The 17,529-nt window shown below is 60.6% G+C and carries 17 protein-coding genes and 1 tRNA gene; 10 read left to right on the top strand and 8 right to left on the bottom strand.

The window, feature by feature from the left end:
* Nucleotides 1-71 precede the first annotated feature (71 nt).
* Nucleotides 72-755 (bottom strand): Tim44/TimA family putative adaptor protein, encoded by a 684-nt coding sequence (locus tag NF685_RS03380; protein WP_252848601.1) that lies wholly within the window; start codon nt 753-755, stop codon nt 72-74.
* 220 nt (nt 756-975) lie between these two features.
* On the opposite strand from NF685_RS03380, the gene secB reads away from it, so the two are divergent.
* Together secB and NF685_RS03390 are read left to right on the top strand one after the other, a co-directional pair.
* Complete coding sequence (gene secB, locus NF685_RS03385) at nt 976-1,494, top strand: protein-export chaperone SecB (protein ID WP_222547807.1); 519 nt, start codon at nt 976-978, stop codon at nt 1,492-1,494.
* 122 nt (nt 1,495-1,616) lie between these two features.
* Entirely contained in the window at nt 1,617-2,324 is a 708-nt protein-coding gene (locus tag NF685_RS03390) for an HNH endonuclease (protein WP_252848602.1), read from the top strand.
* A 151-nt stretch (nt 2,325-2,475) separates the two neighbouring features.
* Here NF685_RS03390 and NF685_RS03395 read toward each other — a convergent pair.
* The 3 genes from NF685_RS03395 to tsaD all read right to left on the bottom strand — a co-directional run bounded on the left by NF685_RS03395 (nt 2,476) and on the right by tsaD (nt 4,086).
* Nucleotides 2,476-2,565: transfer RNA gene (locus tag NF685_RS03395), tRNA-Ser, on the bottom strand.
* 101 nt (nt 2,566-2,666) lie between these two features.
* Entirely contained in the window at nt 2,667-2,861 is a 195-nt protein-coding gene (locus NF685_RS03400) for a hypothetical protein (protein WP_222547808.1), read from the bottom strand.
* 136 nt (nt 2,862-2,997) lie between these two features.
* A complete protein-coding gene (gene tsaD / locus NF685_RS03405) occupies nt 2,998-4,086 on the bottom strand; it encodes a tRNA (adenosine(37)-N6)-threonylcarbamoyltransferase complex transferase subunit TsaD (protein WP_252848603.1) in 1,089 nt (362 codons plus the stop codon).
* Nucleotides 4,087-4,174: 88 nt separating this feature from the next.
* Between tsaD and hemC the strand changes: the two genes are divergently transcribed.
* From hemC to NF685_RS03430, 5 genes are read left to right on the top strand one after another with little or no spacing between them, the layout of a single operon-like run.
* A complete protein-coding gene (gene hemC / locus NF685_RS03410; protein WP_222548517.1) occupies nt 4,175-5,284 on the top strand; it encodes a hydroxymethylbilane synthase in 1,110 nt (369 codons plus the stop codon).
* Nucleotides 5,277-6,029: a uroporphyrinogen-III synthase gene (locus NF685_RS03415; protein WP_252848604.1), complete on the top strand. Its 753-nt coding sequence runs from the start codon at nt 5,277-5,279 to the stop codon at nt 6,027-6,029. The genes hemC and NF685_RS03415 overlap by 8 nt, the downstream gene beginning before the upstream one ends.
* Entirely contained in the window at nt 6,026-6,859 is an 834-nt protein-coding gene (locus NF685_RS03420) for a 23S rRNA (adenine(2030)-N(6))-methyltransferase RlmJ (protein ID WP_252848605.1), read from the top strand. The genes NF685_RS03415 and NF685_RS03420 overlap by 4 nt, the downstream gene beginning before the upstream one ends.
* Entirely contained in the window at nt 6,856-7,827 is a 972-nt protein-coding gene (locus NF685_RS03425; protein WP_252848606.1) for an NAD(P)H-dependent glycerol-3-phosphate dehydrogenase, read from the top strand. The genes NF685_RS03420 and NF685_RS03425 overlap by 4 nt, the downstream gene beginning before the upstream one ends.
* 25 nt (nt 7,828-7,852) lie before the next feature.
* The gene (locus NF685_RS03430; protein WP_252848607.1) at nt 7,853-8,563 is read left to right on the top strand and encodes a TylF/MycF/NovP-related O-methyltransferase; all 711 of its coding nucleotides are present in this window, start codon (nt 7,853-7,855) and stop codon (nt 8,561-8,563) included.
* Between the two features lie 23 nt (nt 8,564-8,586).
* Here NF685_RS03430 and NF685_RS03435 read toward each other — a convergent pair whose 3' ends face one another.
* From NF685_RS03435 to NF685_RS03445, 3 genes are all read right to left on the bottom strand, one after another.
* On the bottom strand, nt 8,587-8,889 hold the full coding sequence (locus NF685_RS03435) for a superinfection immunity protein (RefSeq protein WP_252848608.1): 303 nt from the start codon (nt 8,887-8,889) through the stop codon (nt 8,587-8,589).
* Between the two features lie 113 nt (nt 8,890-9,002).
* Nucleotides 9,003-9,968 (bottom strand): MIP/aquaporin family protein, encoded by a 966-nt coding sequence (locus tag NF685_RS03440; protein WP_252848609.1) that lies wholly within the window; start codon nt 9,966-9,968, stop codon nt 9,003-9,005.
* 134 nt (nt 9,969-10,102) lie between these two features.
* Nucleotides 10,103-11,344 (bottom strand): NupC/NupG family nucleoside CNT transporter, encoded by a 1,242-nt coding sequence (locus tag NF685_RS03445; protein ID WP_252848811.1) that lies wholly within the window; start codon nt 11,342-11,344, stop codon nt 10,103-10,105.
* A 208-nt stretch (nt 11,345-11,552) separates the two neighbouring features.
* On the opposite strand from NF685_RS03445, the gene NF685_RS03450 reads away from it, so the two are divergent.
* Entirely contained in the window at nt 11,553-12,041 is a 489-nt protein-coding gene (locus NF685_RS03450; protein WP_252848610.1) for a glutathione peroxidase, read from the top strand.
* Between the two features lie 52 nt (nt 12,042-12,093).
* Here NF685_RS03450 and NF685_RS03455 read toward each other — a convergent pair whose 3' ends face one another.
* Nucleotides 12,094-12,732 carry a LysE family translocator gene (locus NF685_RS03455; protein WP_252848611.1) on the bottom strand — a complete coding sequence of 213 codons (639 nt, stop codon included), beginning with the start codon at nt 12,730-12,732 and terminating at the stop codon, nt 12,094-12,096.
* A gap of 372 nt (nt 12,733-13,104) precedes the next feature.
* Between NF685_RS03455 and murJ the strand changes: the two genes are divergently transcribed.
* Nucleotides 13,105-14,658 carry a murein biosynthesis integral membrane protein MurJ gene (gene murJ, locus NF685_RS03460; RefSeq protein ID WP_252848612.1) on the top strand — a complete coding sequence of 518 codons (1,554 nt, stop codon included), beginning with the start codon at nt 13,105-13,107 and terminating at the stop codon, nt 14,656-14,658.
* A 237-nt stretch (nt 14,659-14,895) separates the two neighbouring features.
* The gene (gene mutS / locus NF685_RS03465; protein ID WP_252848613.1) at nt 14,896-17,502 is read left to right on the top strand and encodes a DNA mismatch repair protein MutS; all 2,607 of its coding nucleotides are present in this window, start codon (nt 14,896-14,898) and stop codon (nt 17,500-17,502) included.
* Nucleotides 17,503-17,529 lie beyond the last annotated feature (27 nt).

Below are 17,529 nucleotides of genomic sequence, written 5' to 3' on the forward strand. Positions count from 1 at the left end.
CTCTGTTCTCAACACATAGACCGATGCCCCATAAATGAGGCATCGGCACGGCGAGACAGGTCACTGAAAGATCAGGCCGCCCGCGCTGCGGCAAGTCGCCAGCTGGGCACGGGGGTGTTCAGGCCCGTTTCGCTCTCGAACTGCCAGAGGTCCGAGAACTCCGTCACGGACTCAGTCCCCACCAGAGGCTGACCGCCAAGATCGTTGAGAATACTGATCTGCCGCGAGACGATCTGGACATCGATACGTGAGGTCTCACGCGCGTCGAAACGGGTAAAGAACGCATCGACAATGGACAGGGAGTTGATTCCTACAATCTCGGTGCGCTGCTGCTCTTTGGCTGCCTCACGCGCCGTGATCGCCGCATCGAACCCGGCAAAGGCCTCTGGCGTGAGATATCTGCGCAGCGTGTCGCGATCTCCGATAGCGAAGGCCGTGACGATATCGCGGAACGCCTTTTGCGCATTCTGCAAGAAGGCTTCCGGCTTGAAACCGGGCTGCGAGGCTTCGATCTCGGCAAGGATCTGCCCGACACGTGTAGCAGGCTGGGGAATATCGAATTTCGCGCTCGGTTCCTCGACAGGGGCTGGCGGTGCCTCGGCCTTCTGCTGGTGCATGGCCACGGGAACGGGCGCGAGTGCGGGCCCCTCCACATCGACACGACGGCCCAGAACCGCCCGCAGGCGCCAGACCAGAACGAGCGTCAAGAGCGCAAAGATGACGATGTCATACGGGATATGTGAAAGGACTGACATCAGGATTTCAGCTTCCTGCTATTCTTTTCTCGAAGGCCATGGCTTCTAGGTAGAGCGGCTGGCATCCCGGCACAACACCCAAGCCCGCGCCGCAAACCCAAAACATGGTCACTTTTATGCCGGACCGGGGCTGTTGGCGTGCGTTGGCGATCATGCTACCGCGTTGGGGTACAGATATGGCCAGTCCAGGCCGTATTCCCGACTCCCATTGCGAGGCTTCATGTCCGATACCGCTCAGAACCCGGCCAACGACCAGGGCAATCCGCCCGCCCTGCCCCTGTCGGTCAATCTGCAATACACGAAGGACCTCTCCTTCGAGGTACCCGCCGGCGCCGCCATTTTCGCGAGCCTGCGCGCTGCACCGCAGATCTCGGTCAATATCGATGTGCAGGCGAACCGCCTCGAAGAAGCACAGCCGGTCTTCGAAGTGGCTCTCGCCATTCGTGCGGAAGCCACCGAATCGCCGGAAACCGAAGGCGGCGCCGCTGGCCGCACGGTGTTCATCGCCGAGCTGACCTATGCCGCCATCGTCACCCTCACCGATGCGCCGGCCGAGCTGGTCGAGCCCATTCTGCTGGTCGAAGTACCACGCCTGATCTTCCCATATGTTCGCAGCATCATCAGCGATGTCACGCGTGACGGCGGCTTCCCCCCGATCGTGCTTCAACCGATCGATTTCGTGGCACTGTGGCAGGCCAAGCGCGCCCAGCAGTTCCCGGCAACCGAAGGCAACGCCTGATTCCCGTTCCGGAAAGCCCAGGCTTTCCGGAACTTGGCATTGCCGGGCTTTCCACCCCGGCAACAGCCCGACCGCGATCCGTCATGCGACGATGATCCTCTAATAAACCGGGAACTCTGCCCATGACACTTCGGTCAGAAATGATCGTCGACGCTCTGAAAGCGCTCGGGAAACCCGCAACAGCTCCACAGATATACAAACAAATCAGCTTAACGCTTCCTTACGAACCCTTGGGCAATACCCCGGTTGCGACAATTCGCGCACGGCTACAGGAAGCTTGCCCGCAATCCATCCAATTCCAACATCGGTCGAGACTGTTTCGGCGCGTTTCTCCCGTAGAGTCACGGCAGGGCTTATGGAGCTTACTGGAACAGGCCGACATACCAGCCATCGACTATACGCTGCCTGATCTGGCAGCGGTTGCGAATGACGATGTGGTGAGCGAGACCCAACGGCAAATTTTGGCACAAGCACGCATTGGACAGGGAGAATTTCGACGCAAGCTCTGTGTGATGTGGGACAGCGCATGTGCCGTAACTAACGTCACAGTTCCCCACCTGCTTCGGGCATCACACATAAAACCTTGGAAAGATTCCACGAACGTCGAGCGTCTTGATCCAAACAACGGCCTTCTGTTGATCGCAAATCTCGATGCCGCATTCGATAAAAATATTATTTCCTTCAAGGATGATGGGACAATTATTTTTTCATCATCACTCGGCGAAGATCCCCGCGCAACACTCGGGATCCAGAAGGATTCCTCGATCAGGCGAAAGCTTAACTGCCAACAGAAAGCTTATCTACGCTCTCATCGGGAAAAACTTAAATAGGGTCTACTGGGAGTCAAATCAGCAGCGTACAGTGGAAGTAATTTCTGGCAGAAGTAGTCGTATGTTTTTTGTATGATCTAAGCTGTCGCTTCACATCAGCTATGACTGATCATGATCTTCGCGCAGTGAGCCTCCAGATCAATCGGCGCACTGGCGGAGAGGGTGGGATTCGAACCCACGGTACGCTTACACGCACGGCGGTTTTCAAGACCGCTGCCTTCAACCACTCGGCCACCTCTCCTGCGCGCCTGCGAAACAGGTCCACAGCGCGGGAGCCGCCTCTTTGCCCGGTTTCAGGACACGATGCAAGAGGGGGTCCCGCATCGCAGTCCGGGCGCTCTTTCAGCCGAGAAGATGAAAATAGGAGATCAGCAGCCAAAGCGCGCAGATCAGGAACACCCCCATTGCAATACAGGGCAGAACGATCGACCACAGAAAGCCGCGCGTGGTCTGGGCCGGTTCGGCTATGCCCGCCTGACGTTCGAGTTTGCTGGCTTCTTTGTCTGCATCGAACCAGGCATCATCTTGTTTGGTCATGTGATTTCCCCGATATGTCCCACCTTGTTACACGCAGGAAGAGAGTCGGCGCCAGTCAGCTCTTCGCGCGCAGCACAATCACCCGCCCTTACGTGCTGGATCGAACCGACGCAGCCACATACTGAACCGTCATGGATCAGGCGTTCTGTCGCAAAGCGGGGGCCGCGATCTCACCCAGAGGCCAACGCGGACGTGGCGCAACGGGGATGCCGTCTTCAAGCGCCACTCCTGCTGCTGCGCAGGCCCTGATAGTCTCGATAGCAGACCATCCGACCATGACCGCATTATCGGTGCAAAGACGCAAGGGCGGCGCAACGAACGGGATATCGGCTTCGTGGGCGACCTGCTCCAGCGCTGCACGTATGGTTGCGTTCGCAGCAACGCCGCCCGCCACAACCAGCGTTCCGGCTTCAGGCATCATCGCAAGTGCGTGGCGGACACGATCAACCATCACGTCGCAGACACAGCGCTGAAAACTCGCCGCGATATCGGCAGCAACCTGACGCGGCAATGCGTCCATGCCATAGGGCTCGATATGACGGGCCACGGCAGTCTTGAGGCCGGAGAACGAAAAATCGCACCCGTCACGCCCCAGAAGCGGACGCGGGAGCGACACGGCGCGATCGTCGCCTTCAGCAGCCAGTTTCTCGAGTGCCGGCCCACCGGGCCACCCCAATCCGAGGAGCTTCGCCACCTTGTCGAAAGCCTCACCCGCGGCATCGTCGATGGTCCCGCCCAGCTTCTCGTACTGGCCAATGCCCCTCACCGCGATACACTGGCAGTGCCCACCCGAGACGAGAAGCAAAAGATACGGAAATTTAATATCGTATTCCACCAGTCCGGGAAGCCGTGCTGTCAGGGCGTGCGCCTCGATATGATTGACCGCAACGAAGGGCCGATCCATGGCCACGGCAAGGCCCTTCGCATAGCTGCTGCCAACGATGAGCCCTCCGATCAGACCCGGTCCGGTGCAAGCGGCGAAAGCCCCCATATCGCGCAGGGAAAGACCGGATTTTTCCAGTGTTTGCGTCACGATATCAGGCAGCAGGTTCAAATGGGCTCTGGCTGCGATTTCCGGCACGACCCCACCGAGCGCGGCATGGCCCGACTGCGTGTGAACGGTTTCAGCCAGCACGGCACCATCGGGCGAGAGGATCGCACAGGCGGTCTCGTCACAGCTCGATTCAATAGCCAGAACGGGGGCAGTCAGCGAAAAAATAGCCATATTCCCTGATAACGCGATGCAACGCTTCAGGCGAGCCATCTCTTTTCACGGATCACGCGGTGGAGTAGCAAGATCAGCCATGAAACAGATGACGATGCCAGAAGCGCTCATGACACAGAGCCTGCAGTTGCAGCAGGTCGCTGCCGAAGCCATGCGCCGACAGGCCTCGCCCCATCCACCGACGTCACGACACTCCCTGCCCCTGCGTGTCGGCACGCGCGGGTCGCCACTCGCTCTGGTTCAGACGCGCGCCTTTCTGACACGCCTGACACGGTTCTGCCCCCTGTTGCGTGACATGGGCGCGTTCCAGGAACACCCGATCAACACCACAGGCGACCAGGTCCAGTCACGACGTCTTGCCGAGATCGGGGGCAAGGGCCTGTTTGCCAAGGAAATCCACGAATCCCTCCTTGCAAGGCAGATCGATTTTGCAGTGCACAGCCTGAAGGATCTGGAAACAGTTCTGCCGCCCGGCCTGACGCTTGCCTGTACGCTCAAGCGCGAAGATGCGCGCGACGTGCTGATCCTGAGCCCGGCCCTGCGTGAGAAGGCCAAGGCACTGGTTGCGGCCGGACATTCGCCGCTCGATGCCCTGCCCTTCGGAGCCTATATCGGCTGCGCCTCCGTGCGACGTCAGGCACAGCTGCTCCACAGACGCCCCGATCTGCGCTTTGGCCTGCTGCGCGGCAATGTGCAGACCAGGCTCGACAAGCTTGCTGGCGGAGCGTGCGATGCAACGCTGCTCGCACTGGCAGGACTGCGCCGCCTGGGCATGGAAGATCGCGCCGATCTCATTCTCGACCCGGAGCTGATGATCCCGGCCGCAGGGCAGGGAATTGTGGGGGTTACGGTGCGCGAGGAAGACCGTGAACTGCTCGATCTGCTCTCCGCGATCGAAGACCCGGAAGCCCGCGCTGTTGCGACCGCCGAGCGGGCCCTGCTGGACGTACTCGACGGCTCCTGCCGCACACCTATCGGTGGCTATGCAAGACTGCGCGCCAAGGCCCAGCCGAGCGGGCGCAGTCATTTCGGCGACCGGGAGCTGGTCCTGACCGGGCTCGTCGCCCGCGAGGACGGGTCGTTCTTCCTTCAGCGCGAAATCTGCGGCGAACCGACCGAAGCATTGCGTCTCGGGCGCGAACTGGGGCTCTCGCTTCGTGCCGACTCTCCTGCCGATATCTTCGAGGACCATGGCTGAGGCCCTCGCCCGTACGGTTCTGGTTACACGCCCCGAACCGGGGCTGAGCGACACCCGTGCCGCCCTGGAGACCCTGGGATGGGAGCCACATCTGGCCCCCATGCTTAAAATCAGCAGCGTGCCCATGCATCCCGCCCGTCATGTCGGGCGGGTCATCGTGACAAGCAGTCAGAGTCTCGAAGGTCTGCGCGACGCGATACCGCTCTCGACGCCACTGACTGCCGTGGGTGAGCGCACGGCGGCTCGCGCCCGCGCAGCAGGCTTTACCTGCGTCGATCATGCCGCTGGCAATGCGGCCTCGCTAGTGCGCCATCTGGGACAGCCGGAACACGGCGCGTCGCTTCTGCTGGCCACCGGTGAAGGTCTCGGTGTGGAGCTGGCGGCCGATCTGCGCAACCATGGCTGGCGTGTCACGCGTCGCGTGGTTTATCGCACGGCAGCGACACCGACCCTCGATGCGTCGACCCGCGATCTGCTGTCCGGCGACCGCGTTGCTGCAGTCCTGTTCTACTCCGCCGTAACGGCTCGATCGTTCCTCGATGCACTCGGGTCGGAACGCGCCATGCTCACGCGTATCCGGGCGCTCGCTCTATCCAGCCGTATCGGCGATGCACTGCGCGATGCGCCTTTTGCAGATATCGGCGTTGCTGCCCGCCCGAGCCAGAACGCCCTTCTTTCTCTTCTGGGGCCATCCCCTTCGATGCCTGCACCCCCTGCCTCTCCACGGAGGAAAGCCACTCCTTGAACTACAGACACGCCTACCATGCCGGTAATTTCGCCGACATGATGAAGCACGGGCTGCTTCTCGTCATTCTGCGCCATCTTCTGCGCAAACCTGCCGGTTTCTGCGTTCTCGACACGCATTCCGGCTGCGGGCTTTACGACCTAAGCGGAACCGAAGCCCAGAAAACAGGCGAATGGCGCGAAGGGATCGGCCTGTTTCCGGAAATTCTGCAGGAGCCGGAAGAGCTCAGGGATTATCTGACGCTCGCGCGCAGCTTTCACAGGCCGGATCTCTATCCCGGTTCGCCAAGCCTGATCGCGTCGGTTCTGCGTCCGCAGGACAGGCTGATCTGCTGCGAACTTCATCCCGAAGATGCCAGCATTCTGAGAAGGAATTTTCGTTTCAACAGTCAGGTCGCTGTTCACGAACGCGACGGATACGACGCGTTGAAGGCTTTTCTGCCCCCGCGCGATCTCAAACGCGGTCTTGTGCTGATGGACCCGCCATTCGAGAAAACCGATGAGTTCGACACATTGGCCAAGGCCATAGCGACATCGCGCCGTCTTTTCCCGATGGGGATCGTCGCCGCCTGGTACCCGATCAAGCATCGCACGCCGGTGCGCCGTTTTCATGACATGCTGCGCGATTCAGGCCTGCGCGATATCGTCGATTGCAGCCTGTATCTGCGCCAGCCGACAGACCCGACACGCCTGAATGGCTGCGGCCTGACCGTCGTTGCGCCGCCCTACCGCTTCGAAGACCAGGCAAAGCGCTTTCTCGATGCTTTAACCCCTGTTCTCTCGAAGAATGACGAGGCCTTTGCCGAAGTGACGAGGATCGTGGAAGAATGACAGATCATCCGTCCTCCCCCCATATCGCTGTGATTGGCGCGGGTGCCTGGGGCATCGCCCTTGCCTGCGCCAGCGCGCGCGCCGGTGCCAGAGTCACGCTATGGTCGCGTTCACCGGTACCGGCAGGGTGTCGCAATCTTCCGCGTCTGCCCGCCGTCACCCTGCCAGACAGCATCGAGGTAACTTCAGAGCTGCCGGAAGATGCCGATCTCACACTGCTCGTCGTCCCCATGCAGACATTGCGGCAGATTGCACCGCGCCTTCGTGGTCATTCCCCGCTGATCGCCTGCTGCAAGGGGCTCGAACTCGGCACGGGCGATCTGCCGCTCGATATTCTGCAGCAGACGCAACCCGATCGACCTCATGCCGTGCTCTCGGGGCCAAATTTTGCCATCGAAGTCGCTATGGAGGCGCCTGCGGCAGCGACGATCGCAGCCCCTTCGCTCGATGACGCCCATCGATATGTCGAGCAGCTTTCCTCACCCTCGTTCAGGCTTTACGCCAGTGACGACCCGATCGGTGTGCAGATTGCAGGCGCTGCGAAAAACGTCGTCGCCATAGGTGCCGGTATCGCAATCGGAGCAGGTCTGGGCGAAAATGCCCGCGCGGCACTGATCACCCGTGCCATTGTCGAGATCGGTCGTCTTGCTGCTGCAATGGACGGCCGACCGGCCACGATTTCCGGCCTCAGCGGACTGGGTGACCTGATCCTGACCTGTACGGGCGCGGGATCGCGCAATTACAGCCTCGGACTTGAGCTCGGCAGAGGAACGAGCCTTGCGGAAATTCTTGCCACGCGCAGCACGGTCGCCGAGGGCGTGGCCACAGCCCCCGCTCTGGCCGAACGCGCGAAAGCACTCGGCATTGCCATGCCAATTACAGAGACCGTCTCGGCTTTTCTTGCAGGTGAAATCGATCTGGCTCAGGCCAGACGCTTCCTGCTCGAGCGTCCCATCACCGTAGAATAAGATCTCAGCAAGGACAGACTGCACCATGTGGATGCGCAATGAAGCCATGCGTCGCCTCGTCAGCCGGAACCGTTTCGTCCGTTTCGTGACTTTCGGCATACATAGCGCCATGCAGATGAAGCTGCTCGGTGGGCACAAACACCCGGTCACGCTGCGTCGCCTGCAAAAGGCGCGCGCAGGGACGCATTCCCTGCTCAGCAGCGATGAGGCTTTCGTGCTGCACGAGCTTGCCCAGGCGCAGGCGGTCTATGATGGCGATATGGCCGAATTCGGCGTCTATCGCGGGGCCTCGGCCGAGCTGCTCTGCATGGTCAAGAACAATCGTATGCTGCACCTTTTCGACACGTTCGAAGGTCTGCCTTCACCCGGGGGCAAGGAAGGCAAGGTGTTCGAAAAGGGTGAATTCTCCGGATCGCTCGACAGCGTACAGCGCAAACTGGCCGGTTATGACAATGTTCTCTTCCATCCCGGCTTCTTTCCTGCTTCAGCTTCGGGCATGGGTAACGAGCGCTACAGCTTCGTGCATCTCGACGTGGATCTCTATGAGGCGACGCTTGCGGGGCTCGCCTATTTTTATCCGCGCATGATCCCGGGCGGCATCATCCTTACCCATGACTATTCGATCATCGAAGGTGTCTCGCAGGCTTTCCTCGAATTCCTGGCCGACAAGCCCGAACATGTCATCGAGCTACCCACTACACAGGCGATGATCATACGCCACCCACGCGAAGCATAAGCGGGGACCTGCCATCGGCGCGCCTACCGGCTGCGCCTGCTTCCCTGTAGTACATTCCGGATTCTGCCGCCAAGCCGCTCGAAGCGGGCGACCAGCGCGTCGCCCGGTCGATCCATGAAAGCCCATGCCATGAGCGGCACCCACATCCAGAACTCCCAGAAAAAGACCAGGTTGATCAGCGCAATCAACCTGAACGAGGGATGACGGCGCAGGCCGGCTATCAGGGTCGGCAGAAATACCCAGATAAAACCGGCAATTCCCACCAGGGCCAAAGCCAGTGGATCGTGCTCATGCAGACGGTGCAAAAGCTCGTTTTTTCCGATCATAGCGGCTCCACTCATAACGATACGATAACGTTATGAGGTGTTCGAAGGCCGGGCAAGGGGCAGAGACCAAACTGGAGATCATAATCATGCGCCCTTCCCATGAACGCACGGCGCTAGGTGTCGGCGTTCGATGCACCGGCTTTGTGTCGCAGCCATCTCCACCAGAAGTAGGGGGCTCTTCCCCCATGACCGAAATAGGACAGGCGCGCCTCGTGAAGATGAACCCGCCCGAAGGTCTCGGCCCGGATCAGGGCGATCATGATGGCTGCGCCGCAGAACGGTCCGGTCAGATAGACCCAGAAATCGCCCCATGCGCCAGATATGAGAGCCGGTCCGAAACTGCGTGCAAGATTGGTGCTGTCACCTGAAAGCCAGGCCTCGAACGGATTGAGCATGAAAAAGACAGGCCCCGCTGCCCAGGCGGCAAACGGACGCAAATGAGGCCGGGCACCGCAGAGCAGCACGACAGAAACAAGAATGGCGGTTGTCGTTACTTCGCCAACGAAAGCCCACCAGGGGGGTACGAATGGCGATGGCATGGTAGCCGCAAAATGCATAGCAACGCACCATCGTCCCCAATGCGGCCATATCAGCCCGCTCGCTGCCACAAGCCCCGCTCCGAATACCGCCCCGGACATCTGGGCCAGCATGTAGAAGATTGTGTCGGTCAGAGCGAGACGCTTACCCAGACAAAAGGCAAAGCTGATGGATGGGCTGAGGTGAGCACCGCTGACACGACCGAACGGCGAAAGCGCGGCCAGGGTCGAACTCAACCCGAACAGCAGCCCCTCAAGGGCAGTCAGAAGATTGGGCCAGTTGGAGAGTGCCTTGCCGATCGGGCTGAGTGGAGAGCCGATCGCAACATTGGTGCAGATGCCTCCAATCAGCAGAAGCGCCGTTGCCCAGAATTCGCACATGTAGAGGCGGGGGTGGAAATATCGCCCGGCGGCCGGTTTGCCGACAAGAGGGCGATCCTCAGGATGCGGATAGAGCGCTTCCAGACGATCCCCGCATACCGGTTCTTCTGCCTCCACGCTTCTCCCCTCTCCCTGCCGGATATGGCCATTATCGACGGCCAATCCAGTGCGATGCGTCCTGCGCCCTCATTGCACGGCGTTCTGTCCCGCTCCCTCAGACCGACCAGGCCCCGGCAACCCGGACATGGCGTGCTCGGAAGGACCGGTGGTCAGTGAGCACTCTGCGCCGCAGACTGTCAGACGGCAACAAACAGACCGGTGATGGCTGCACTCATGAGGTTGGATAACGTTCCGGCAATCACGCAGCGTGAGGCGATGGTCGCGATCTCGGCCCGACGCTCGGGCGCCACGCTACCGAAACCGCCAATCAGAATACCGACGCTGGAGAAATTCGAAAAACCGCACAGGGCAACGGAAACGATCGCCAGACTATGCACCGAAAGGGCATGAGCATGGATCAGCGGTGAGAGCCCGACATAGGCCACGAATTCGTTGAAGGCGATTTTCTGCCCGAGCAGACCACCAACAAGATGAGCCTCCCCCCATGGAATGCCGATCAGCCAGGCAAGGGGTGCCATGACCACGCCGAGAATTGCTGACAGGGTAAGATCGGGCATATGCAACGCGCTCCCCAGGCCGTGCAGCAAGCCGTCAAGCAGTGCCGTCAGGCCCACGAACGCCACCAGAACGGCTCCAACAGCCAAGGCCACGCGTGCGCCACTCATGGCCCCTTCAGCCAGGGCATCGAACACACCGTTCGTTTCGAGCTCCGCTCTGGGCATGGGTGCCCCGGCATATGCGGCATCCTCAGGCGTCGGCCAGAGAATTTTGGCAAAGAGCAGACCACCGGGTATGGCCATGAACGATGCTGCAAGCAGGTAATGCATGGGCACACCGAGACCCGCATAGCCTGCCAGCACCGATCCCGATACGGATGCCGTTCCGGAGCTCATGATGGTGAACAGTTCGGCGCGTCGCAGTTTCATGACATAGGGACGCAGCACCACGGGCATTTCGCTCTGCCCGAGAAACACGGTCATCACGGCAGAGAATGATTCGATGGGCGTGGTGCCCAGCAGGCGGCACAGGCCCTGACCGATCAGCCGCGCCAGTCCCTGCATGACACCCCAATGGTAGAACAGCGCAATCAGGGCGGAGACATAGACAATGGCGGGAAGGACCTGAAACGCGAAGATAAAGCCGTCTTCGCCGAAAAGCGTCCCCATTCTCGGGCCTGCCAGCCCCCCGAACAGAAAATGCGTGCCGACCTGACCGTAGGAGAGAACCGCACCGACGCCATCGGACAGCGCACCGAAAGCACGACGCCCCCAGGGAACGAACAGCGCAAGGGCGCCTATGGCAGCCTGCAAGGCAAGCGCCGTGCCGACCAGCCGTATGTTGATCGCCCTGCGATTGGTCGAAAAAAGAACACCCAGCGCCAGAAGAACGACGATGCCTAACAAACCGCGCAGATACATTAACGGGCCTTCATCACTCATCTCCCATCGAACCGGCTATAAGGTGCGAGGGAGGCCATTGGACGCTGCGTTACCGCGAAGAGCCCTGCAAAGCAAAACCGGGAACCGTTCCAGACGCGGAAGGTTCTGAGTTTGTCGGGATGCTTGCACGGTGTCCAGCACAAAGCCACATTCCCGACAGGCACATCACGAGGCATGACGGACTATCATGACAACACGCTTTTACGATTTGCATATCCCCGCCTTGTGTGGCGAACCCATCTCCATGGCGGATTTCCGTGGAAAGGTCGTGCTGATCGCCAATACCGCCTCAAAATGCGGCTTCACCCCGCAATATGAGGGGCTTCAGTATCTCTGGAGCCATTATGCGAAATCCGGGCTCGTCGTTCTCGGTGTACCGAGCAACGATTTCGGTCAGCAGGAGCCCGGTTCAGCGTCTGAAATCCAGTCGACCTGCTCGCGCAATTACGGTGTCAGTTTCCCCATGGCAGCCAAGTCTCACGTGAAGGGACCGCACGCCATTCCGCTTTTCCGCTGGCTTGCCCATGAGGGCGGCATATTGTCGCGCCCACGCTGGAATTTCTACAAATACATCGTCTCGCGCGAGGGAAAGCTGCTGGCTTGGTATACCCCGCTCACCTCGCCCGATTCAGGCCGCTTCAAGGCCAGCCTGATGCGCGCGATCATGGATCGTTGACAGAAACGATGGTCCGGTTTACGGCCCGGGCCATCGCTCGAAGCGCCTGTGCCTATCCCTGGCGTTCGAGAGCGAGTTTCAGACCGAACGCCATGAAAATACCCCCTGTGACACGGTCGAGAACAGCGACCGTGCTTGGACGGGCCAGGAATGCACCCAGCGGCACCGTCATCATGATGAGCAGCGAAAACCAGCTGAGTGTCAGAGCCACCTGAATACCTGCGAGAAGCAAGGAAAATGCCACGAAATTCACCCCGTGCGGGATGAATTGTGGCAGGAAAGTAATAAAGAAAATACCGACTTTGGGATTGAGCAGATTGGTGGTCAGGCCCTGACGAAAACTCTGAACCCCCGTGAGACGCGTCAGTCTCACACCGTTCTCCGATGAGGCAAGGTGCGCACGCGGTTGCAGAAGCAGGCGTATCCCGACACTGAAGAGATAGATCGCGCCCGCCCATTTGACGACGGTAAAGCCGATCTTTGAAGCCGCCAGAAGGGCCGTAAGTCCGAAAGCCGCACTGACACCCCAGACGAGAAGCCCGAGCGTAATCCCTAAAGCCGCACAAAAGCCGGTTCGCGGTCCGGACACGGTCGCACTGCGCAGAACGAAGGCCGTGTCCAGACCCGGCACGAGCGTGAACACACCGGCAGCCAGCACAAAGCTGGTGAGAGAGAGAATCACTGGGCTCATCGGTCTGCCTCGTCACCTGAAAGGATGGCGGATCGATCAGGCCTGAAAGAGCCCTGAGGCGATGCGCCATTTCGGTATTTTCTGAAAGTCGTTCGGGTGACGCTTCTAACGCGCTCAATCGACGGGCGACAAGGCTCGGTACCCCCGTCCTGCCATGCCCGCAGCGCAGACCTTACCGGACGGAGACAGACTGAAAACCGAAAATTGACAGGCCGTAATCTGTCGGGATCGCCGATGCTGAATCGGCACCGCCACAGTAATGCCATGCTGACCCATGAGGGAGCAGGATCTGGCGCACCCGATGGCGCTTTGTCACGCTTGCGTCTAAAGAGGCGCGTTGTTTTTTGCTCGTTCTCTGACTGGAAGCCCGGAATGCTCCGAAACCTGATCACCGTCGGTGGTTGGACCATGCTGTCCCGTATCCTTGGACTGGTACGCGACCAGTTGCTGGCAGCTTTCCTCGGGGCCGGCCCCGTTCAGGACGCGTACCAGATTGCCTTTCGTCTGCCGAACATGTTTCGGCGTCTGTTCGGTGAAGGTGCGTTCAACGCGGCATTCGTTCCCCTCTTCACCGAACGTCTGACAAAGCATGGCCCCGAGGACGCGCGCCGCTTCGCCTCACAGGCGCTGAGCTGCCTGAGCGCCTGGCTTTTGGGCATCACGATCCTTGGCGAAGTGTTCATGCCATGGATCATCGAAATCATCGCGCCGGGCTTCGATCATGGGGGCGGTCGTTTCGATATGGCCGTCACATTCACCCGGATCACCTTCCCCTATCTCATCCTGATCTGCACAGCGGCCCTTGTGGCCGGTGTTCTGAACGGCCTGCACAAATTCTCCATGGCGGCAGGCGCCTATGTGTCGTTCAACATCGTCGGAATTGCCGCAATCCTTCTCGGGGCGCTCGTCTTTCACAATACGGCGCTCTGGACTTCCATAGGCATTACGATCTCGGGCTTTGTGCAACTCGGGCTTCTGCTCTGGTCAGTGCGACGTGCCGGCATGCGTCTGTCGCTACCGAGACCGCGCCTCACGCCTGAAATGCGCGACATGCTGCGTCGTCTCTGGCCCGGCCTCATGGGATCGGGGGCCACGCAGCTCAATCTGACGGTCGATACGCTCATCTCGACCCTGCTGCCTGCGGGGTCGATTTCATGGCTGTATTTTGCCGATCGCGTGAATCAGCTGCCTCTTGGTGTTCTGGGAGCCGCTGCCGGTACGACGCTTCTGCCCGTGCTGACGCGACACGTGGCCGCACGCGATGAAGCAGGCGGCCAGCAGACGCTCAACCGCGCCATCGATTACGCCTCGATCCTCACTTTTCCTGCCTGTTTCGGGCTGCTTGCTCTGGCACCGGAGATCATGGCCACGCTTTTCGGCTACGGAAAATTCTCGACCGAGGATGCGCTTCTTTCAGCCCAGTCCCTGCGCGCCTACGCGTTGGGTCTGCCAGCCTTCATCCTGATCAAGGTGCTATCGCCGGGATTTTTCGCCCATGGCGATACGCGCACCCCAGTCAGGATCGGCTTTTTCACCCTCGCGCTGAATCTGGCGCTCAACCTCGCCCTGTATCGCCCCCTGGCTCATGTCGGGCCGCCTTTGGCCAGCACCATTGCCGCTCTGGTCAATCTTGCCTTCCTTGCCGTCATTCTGCGCCGACGCGCCGTTTTCCGCCCCGACCGTGTGCTGATGCTGCGTCTGGTCAAGATCGTCATCGCTTCTTTCGTCATGGCGGTCGTGACCCTGATCCTGACGCGCATGATCGCCCCCGGGCTGGTGATGTGGCACGGCCTCATGCGTGCCTCCATGCTCGGCATGCTCATGATGCTGGCAGGCGTCGTCTATATGGCCGCTCTCTGGGCTCTCGGCATTGCGCAGCCGGAGCGTCTGATACGTCGCATTCTTCGACGTGGCCGCAGCAACTGAAGAACATCTCACACTGCGGTCAGGCGAAACGGGGATTTTCCTGACCGCATCGTCAAGCGTTGCGAAATTATCATGGCCCGTACGCGATCGGCGTCCGGATCTTTACCGGGTGTTCACACAGGCACCGGACGCGGTTACGATACTGGACATGTGGCGTGCCAATTTTCCTCTTTCTGCATTATGACGACCCCTGACATCACAGGCCGAATTCCGTCTGCCGAAGGGGCGACGCCTGCCATGGCGCAATGGTTTGCCCTCAAGGCGCAGGAGCCTGACGCGCTTCTCTTTTTCCGTATGGGCGATTTCTACGAACTGTTTTTCGCCGATGCGGAAACGGCAGCCATGGCGCTCGATATCAGTCTCACCACACGCGGCAAGCATAACGATATGCCGATCCCGATGTGCGGTGTGCCGGTTGCCGCTGCGCCTGCCTATCTCGCACGGCTGATACGACGCGGCTTCCGCGTTGCCGTGGCTGAACAGACGGAACAGGCGCGAAAACCGGGTGAACCGCCACAGAAAGGACCGCTTTCACGCGCCATCGTACGCCTTGTCACCGCCGGGACCCTGACCGAAGAAGAACTTCTTGAGGCAGGGCGGCAAAACCTCCTTTTCGCCGTCGTCGCCCCCTCGAAAAAGACACGCGCTAGCGATCGCTGCGGCGCAGCCTGGATCGATATTTCGACAGGCTCATTCGAGACAGCCACCCTGCCGAAATCGCAGATCGAGGAATTACTCGCCCGTCTCGATCCGTCGGAAATCCTGGCTGACCCGTCTCTCATCCCCGATCCTTACAGTGCGCGCGTGGCTCCCAACGTTTCCCAACCGGGCATAGAAAGTGCGCGCGCGCGTATGGCGCAGGTTTTCGAGGTGCCGCAGATCGCCATACTTGGCGATTTCACCGAAGAGGAAATCCGGGCGGCGACGCTGGTTCTGGACTACGTCAAGCGCAGTCAGGCTGGTGCCATGCCGCGTATTGCGCGCCCGCTGCGTCGCGGCGAGGCCGAGTGTCTGGGGCTCGATCCTGCTACCCGTGCAAGCCTCGATCTGGTTCAGGCTCGAGACGGTACAACCACCCACACCCTTCTCTCTGCAGTCGACCGATGCGTGAGCGCAGCCGGTCAACGGCTGCTGGCCCAGTGGATCGCAGCGCCCTCAACCGACCTCACCCTGATACAGGACCGTCAGGCAGCATGGCGCTGGATAGGGGCTCAACCGGGACTGATGGAGTCGCTCACGCCCGTGCTCAGGCGTGCCCCCGATCTGGCGCGTGCTTTGGGCAGACTGTCTTCAGGGCGCGGTCTGCCGCGCGATCTGGCCGCTGCCCGCGATCTGCTCCAGGCGGCCGATGCGCTGGTCGCGCTGCTTGAGCCGATCTGTACCGATACCACACCGGCGCTGATACGCGCGCTGTTCGCGGGCCTTTACGGCCGGGCCGACAGCCTGCTGGCAACGCTCGAGAAAGCGCTCTCCGAAACGCTTCCCGCCCGTATCGAGGATGGCGGGGCGATTGCCACAGGTTACCATCCGGATCTTGATCGCTATCGTGGCCTGCGTGACGACAGCAAACGCATGCTCGCAGCCCTTCAGCAGCGCTATGCCGAGCGTTTCAACGTCGCCACACTGAAAATCCGCCATCATGCCCAGCTCGGTTATATCATCGAGACATCGGCCCTTCATGCCGCGAAGCTGAAGGACTTTCCTGAGCTTTCCTTCCGCCAGGGTACGGCCAATCTCGTCCGCTTCACGACCGAGGAGCTGCTCGATCTCGACCGGGCCATTCTCGAAGCGGCCGACAAGGCCAGCGCACTCGAACGACGTCTGTTTGCCGCACTCGTAGCGGAGACGGTGGCGCATCCGGCACTGCCCGAGCTGGCCACACTCTTCGCCATGGCCGATGTGCTGGCCGGTAGCGCAAAGCTGGCGCAGGGCGGCAACTGGTGCAGCCCTGAAATGACGCAGGACCAGAGCTTCGAGCTCAAATCCTGCCGTCATCCTGTGGTCGAGGCCGCACTCGACAAAACCACACGCTTCATTCCCAATGACTGCCACCTGCCCCCCGACCAGCGCGTCATGCTGCTGACCGGGCCGAATATGGCAGGTAAATCGACTTTTCTGAGACAGACGGCTCTGGCTGTCATTCTCGCTCAGGCCGGGCTGCCGATCCCCGCAGCGAAAGCGCGTATCGGTATCGTGGACAGGCTTTTCTCACGTGTTGGCGCCGCAGACGATCTGGCACGCGGAAGGTCGACGTTCATGGTCGAAATGACCGAAACGGCCGCCATCCTGCGTCAGGCTGGTCCACGCTCGCTGGTGGTCGTGGATGAAATCGGTCGCGGCACATCCACGCTCGACGGGCTTGCCATCGCCTGGGCCACGCTGGAGGCGCTCCATTCGCAGCTTGGCGCACGCACCATTTTTGCCACCCATTTTCACGAGCTGTGCAGCCTGTCCGATTCGATGCCACGACTTACGCCCTATACGATGGCTGTGCGCGAATGGCAGGGCGAGGTGATCTTCCAGCATGAGGTGCGAAAAGGCGCGGCACGCAAGAGCTGGGGCGTTCACGTGGCCCAGCTGGCCGGCGTACCGATGCCCGTCGTGCAGCGTGCCACGCGTCTTCTGGCGGCGCTCGAACGCGACCAGAGCCGGTCCGGCCCCCAGCTGCCGCTCTTCAAGGCTGCCGAGGCCGCACCCGCATGCGGATCGTCGCATGACGAACCGGATCGCCTGCGCGATGCGCTCGAAGCCCTGGACCCCGATGCGCTCTCGCCCAGAGACGCGCTCGAGACACTCTATGCCCTGCGCAAACTTGCGCTTGAAACAAAGAACGATTTGACCTGAAGATAGAGTCTTCAGGTATCCTGCAAC

This window comes from Asaia lannensis NBRC 102526 (assembly GCF_024054035.1).
GTDB classification, from domain to species: domain Bacteria; phylum Pseudomonadota; class Alphaproteobacteria; order Acetobacterales; family Acetobacteraceae; genus Asaia; species Asaia lannensis.

Bases quoted from the DNA above. Each gene is read 5' to 3' on its own strand.
- NF685_RS03380 (WP_252848601.1), bottom strand. From the start codon at position 755: ATGTCAGTCCTTTCACATATCCCGTATGACATCGTCATCTTTGCGCTC.
- secB (WP_222547807.1), top strand. From the start codon at position 976: ATGTCCGATACCGCTCAGAACCCGGCCAACGACCAGGGCAATCCGCCC.
- NF685_RS03390 (WP_252848602.1), top strand. From the start codon at position 1,617: ATGACACTTCGGTCAGAAATGATCGTCGACGCTCTGAAAGCGCTCGGG.
- NF685_RS03400 (WP_222547808.1), bottom strand. From the start codon at position 2,861: ATGACCAAACAAGATGATGCCTGGTTCGATGCAGACAAAGAAGCCAGC.
- tsaD (WP_252848603.1), bottom strand. From the start codon at position 4,086: ATGGCTATTTTTTCGCTGACTGCCCCCGTTCTGGCTATTGAATCGAGC.
- hemC (WP_222548517.1), top strand. From the start codon at position 4,175: ATGACGATGCCAGAAGCGCTCATGACACAGAGCCTGCAGTTGCAGCAG.
- NF685_RS03415 (WP_252848604.1), top strand. From the start codon at position 5,277: ATGGCTGAGGCCCTCGCCCGTACGGTTCTGGTTACACGCCCCGAACCG.
- NF685_RS03425 (WP_252848606.1), top strand. From the start codon at position 6,856: ATGACAGATCATCCGTCCTCCCCCCATATCGCTGTGATTGGCGCGGGT.
- NF685_RS03430 (WP_252848607.1), top strand. From the start codon at position 7,853: ATGTGGATGCGCAATGAAGCCATGCGTCGCCTCGTCAGCCGGAACCGT.
- NF685_RS03435 (WP_252848608.1), bottom strand. From the start codon at position 8,889: ATGATCGGAAAAAACGAGCTTTTGCACCGTCTGCATGAGCACGATCCA.
- NF685_RS03445 (WP_252848811.1), bottom strand. From the start codon at position 11,344: ATGTATCTGCGCGGTTTGTTAGGCATCGTCGTTCTTCTGGCGCTGGGT.
- NF685_RS03450 (WP_252848610.1), top strand. From the start codon at position 11,553: ATGACAACACGCTTTTACGATTTGCATATCCCCGCCTTGTGTGGCGAA.
- NF685_RS03455 (WP_252848611.1), bottom strand. From the start codon at position 12,732: ATGAGCCCAGTGATTCTCTCTCTCACCAGCTTTGTGCTGGCTGCCGGT.
- murJ (WP_252848612.1), top strand. From the start codon at position 13,105: ATGCTCCGAAACCTGATCACCGTCGGTGGTTGGACCATGCTGTCCCGT.
- mutS (WP_252848613.1), top strand. From the start codon at position 14,896: ATGGCGCAATGGTTTGCCCTCAAGGCGCAGGAGCCTGACGCGCTTCTC.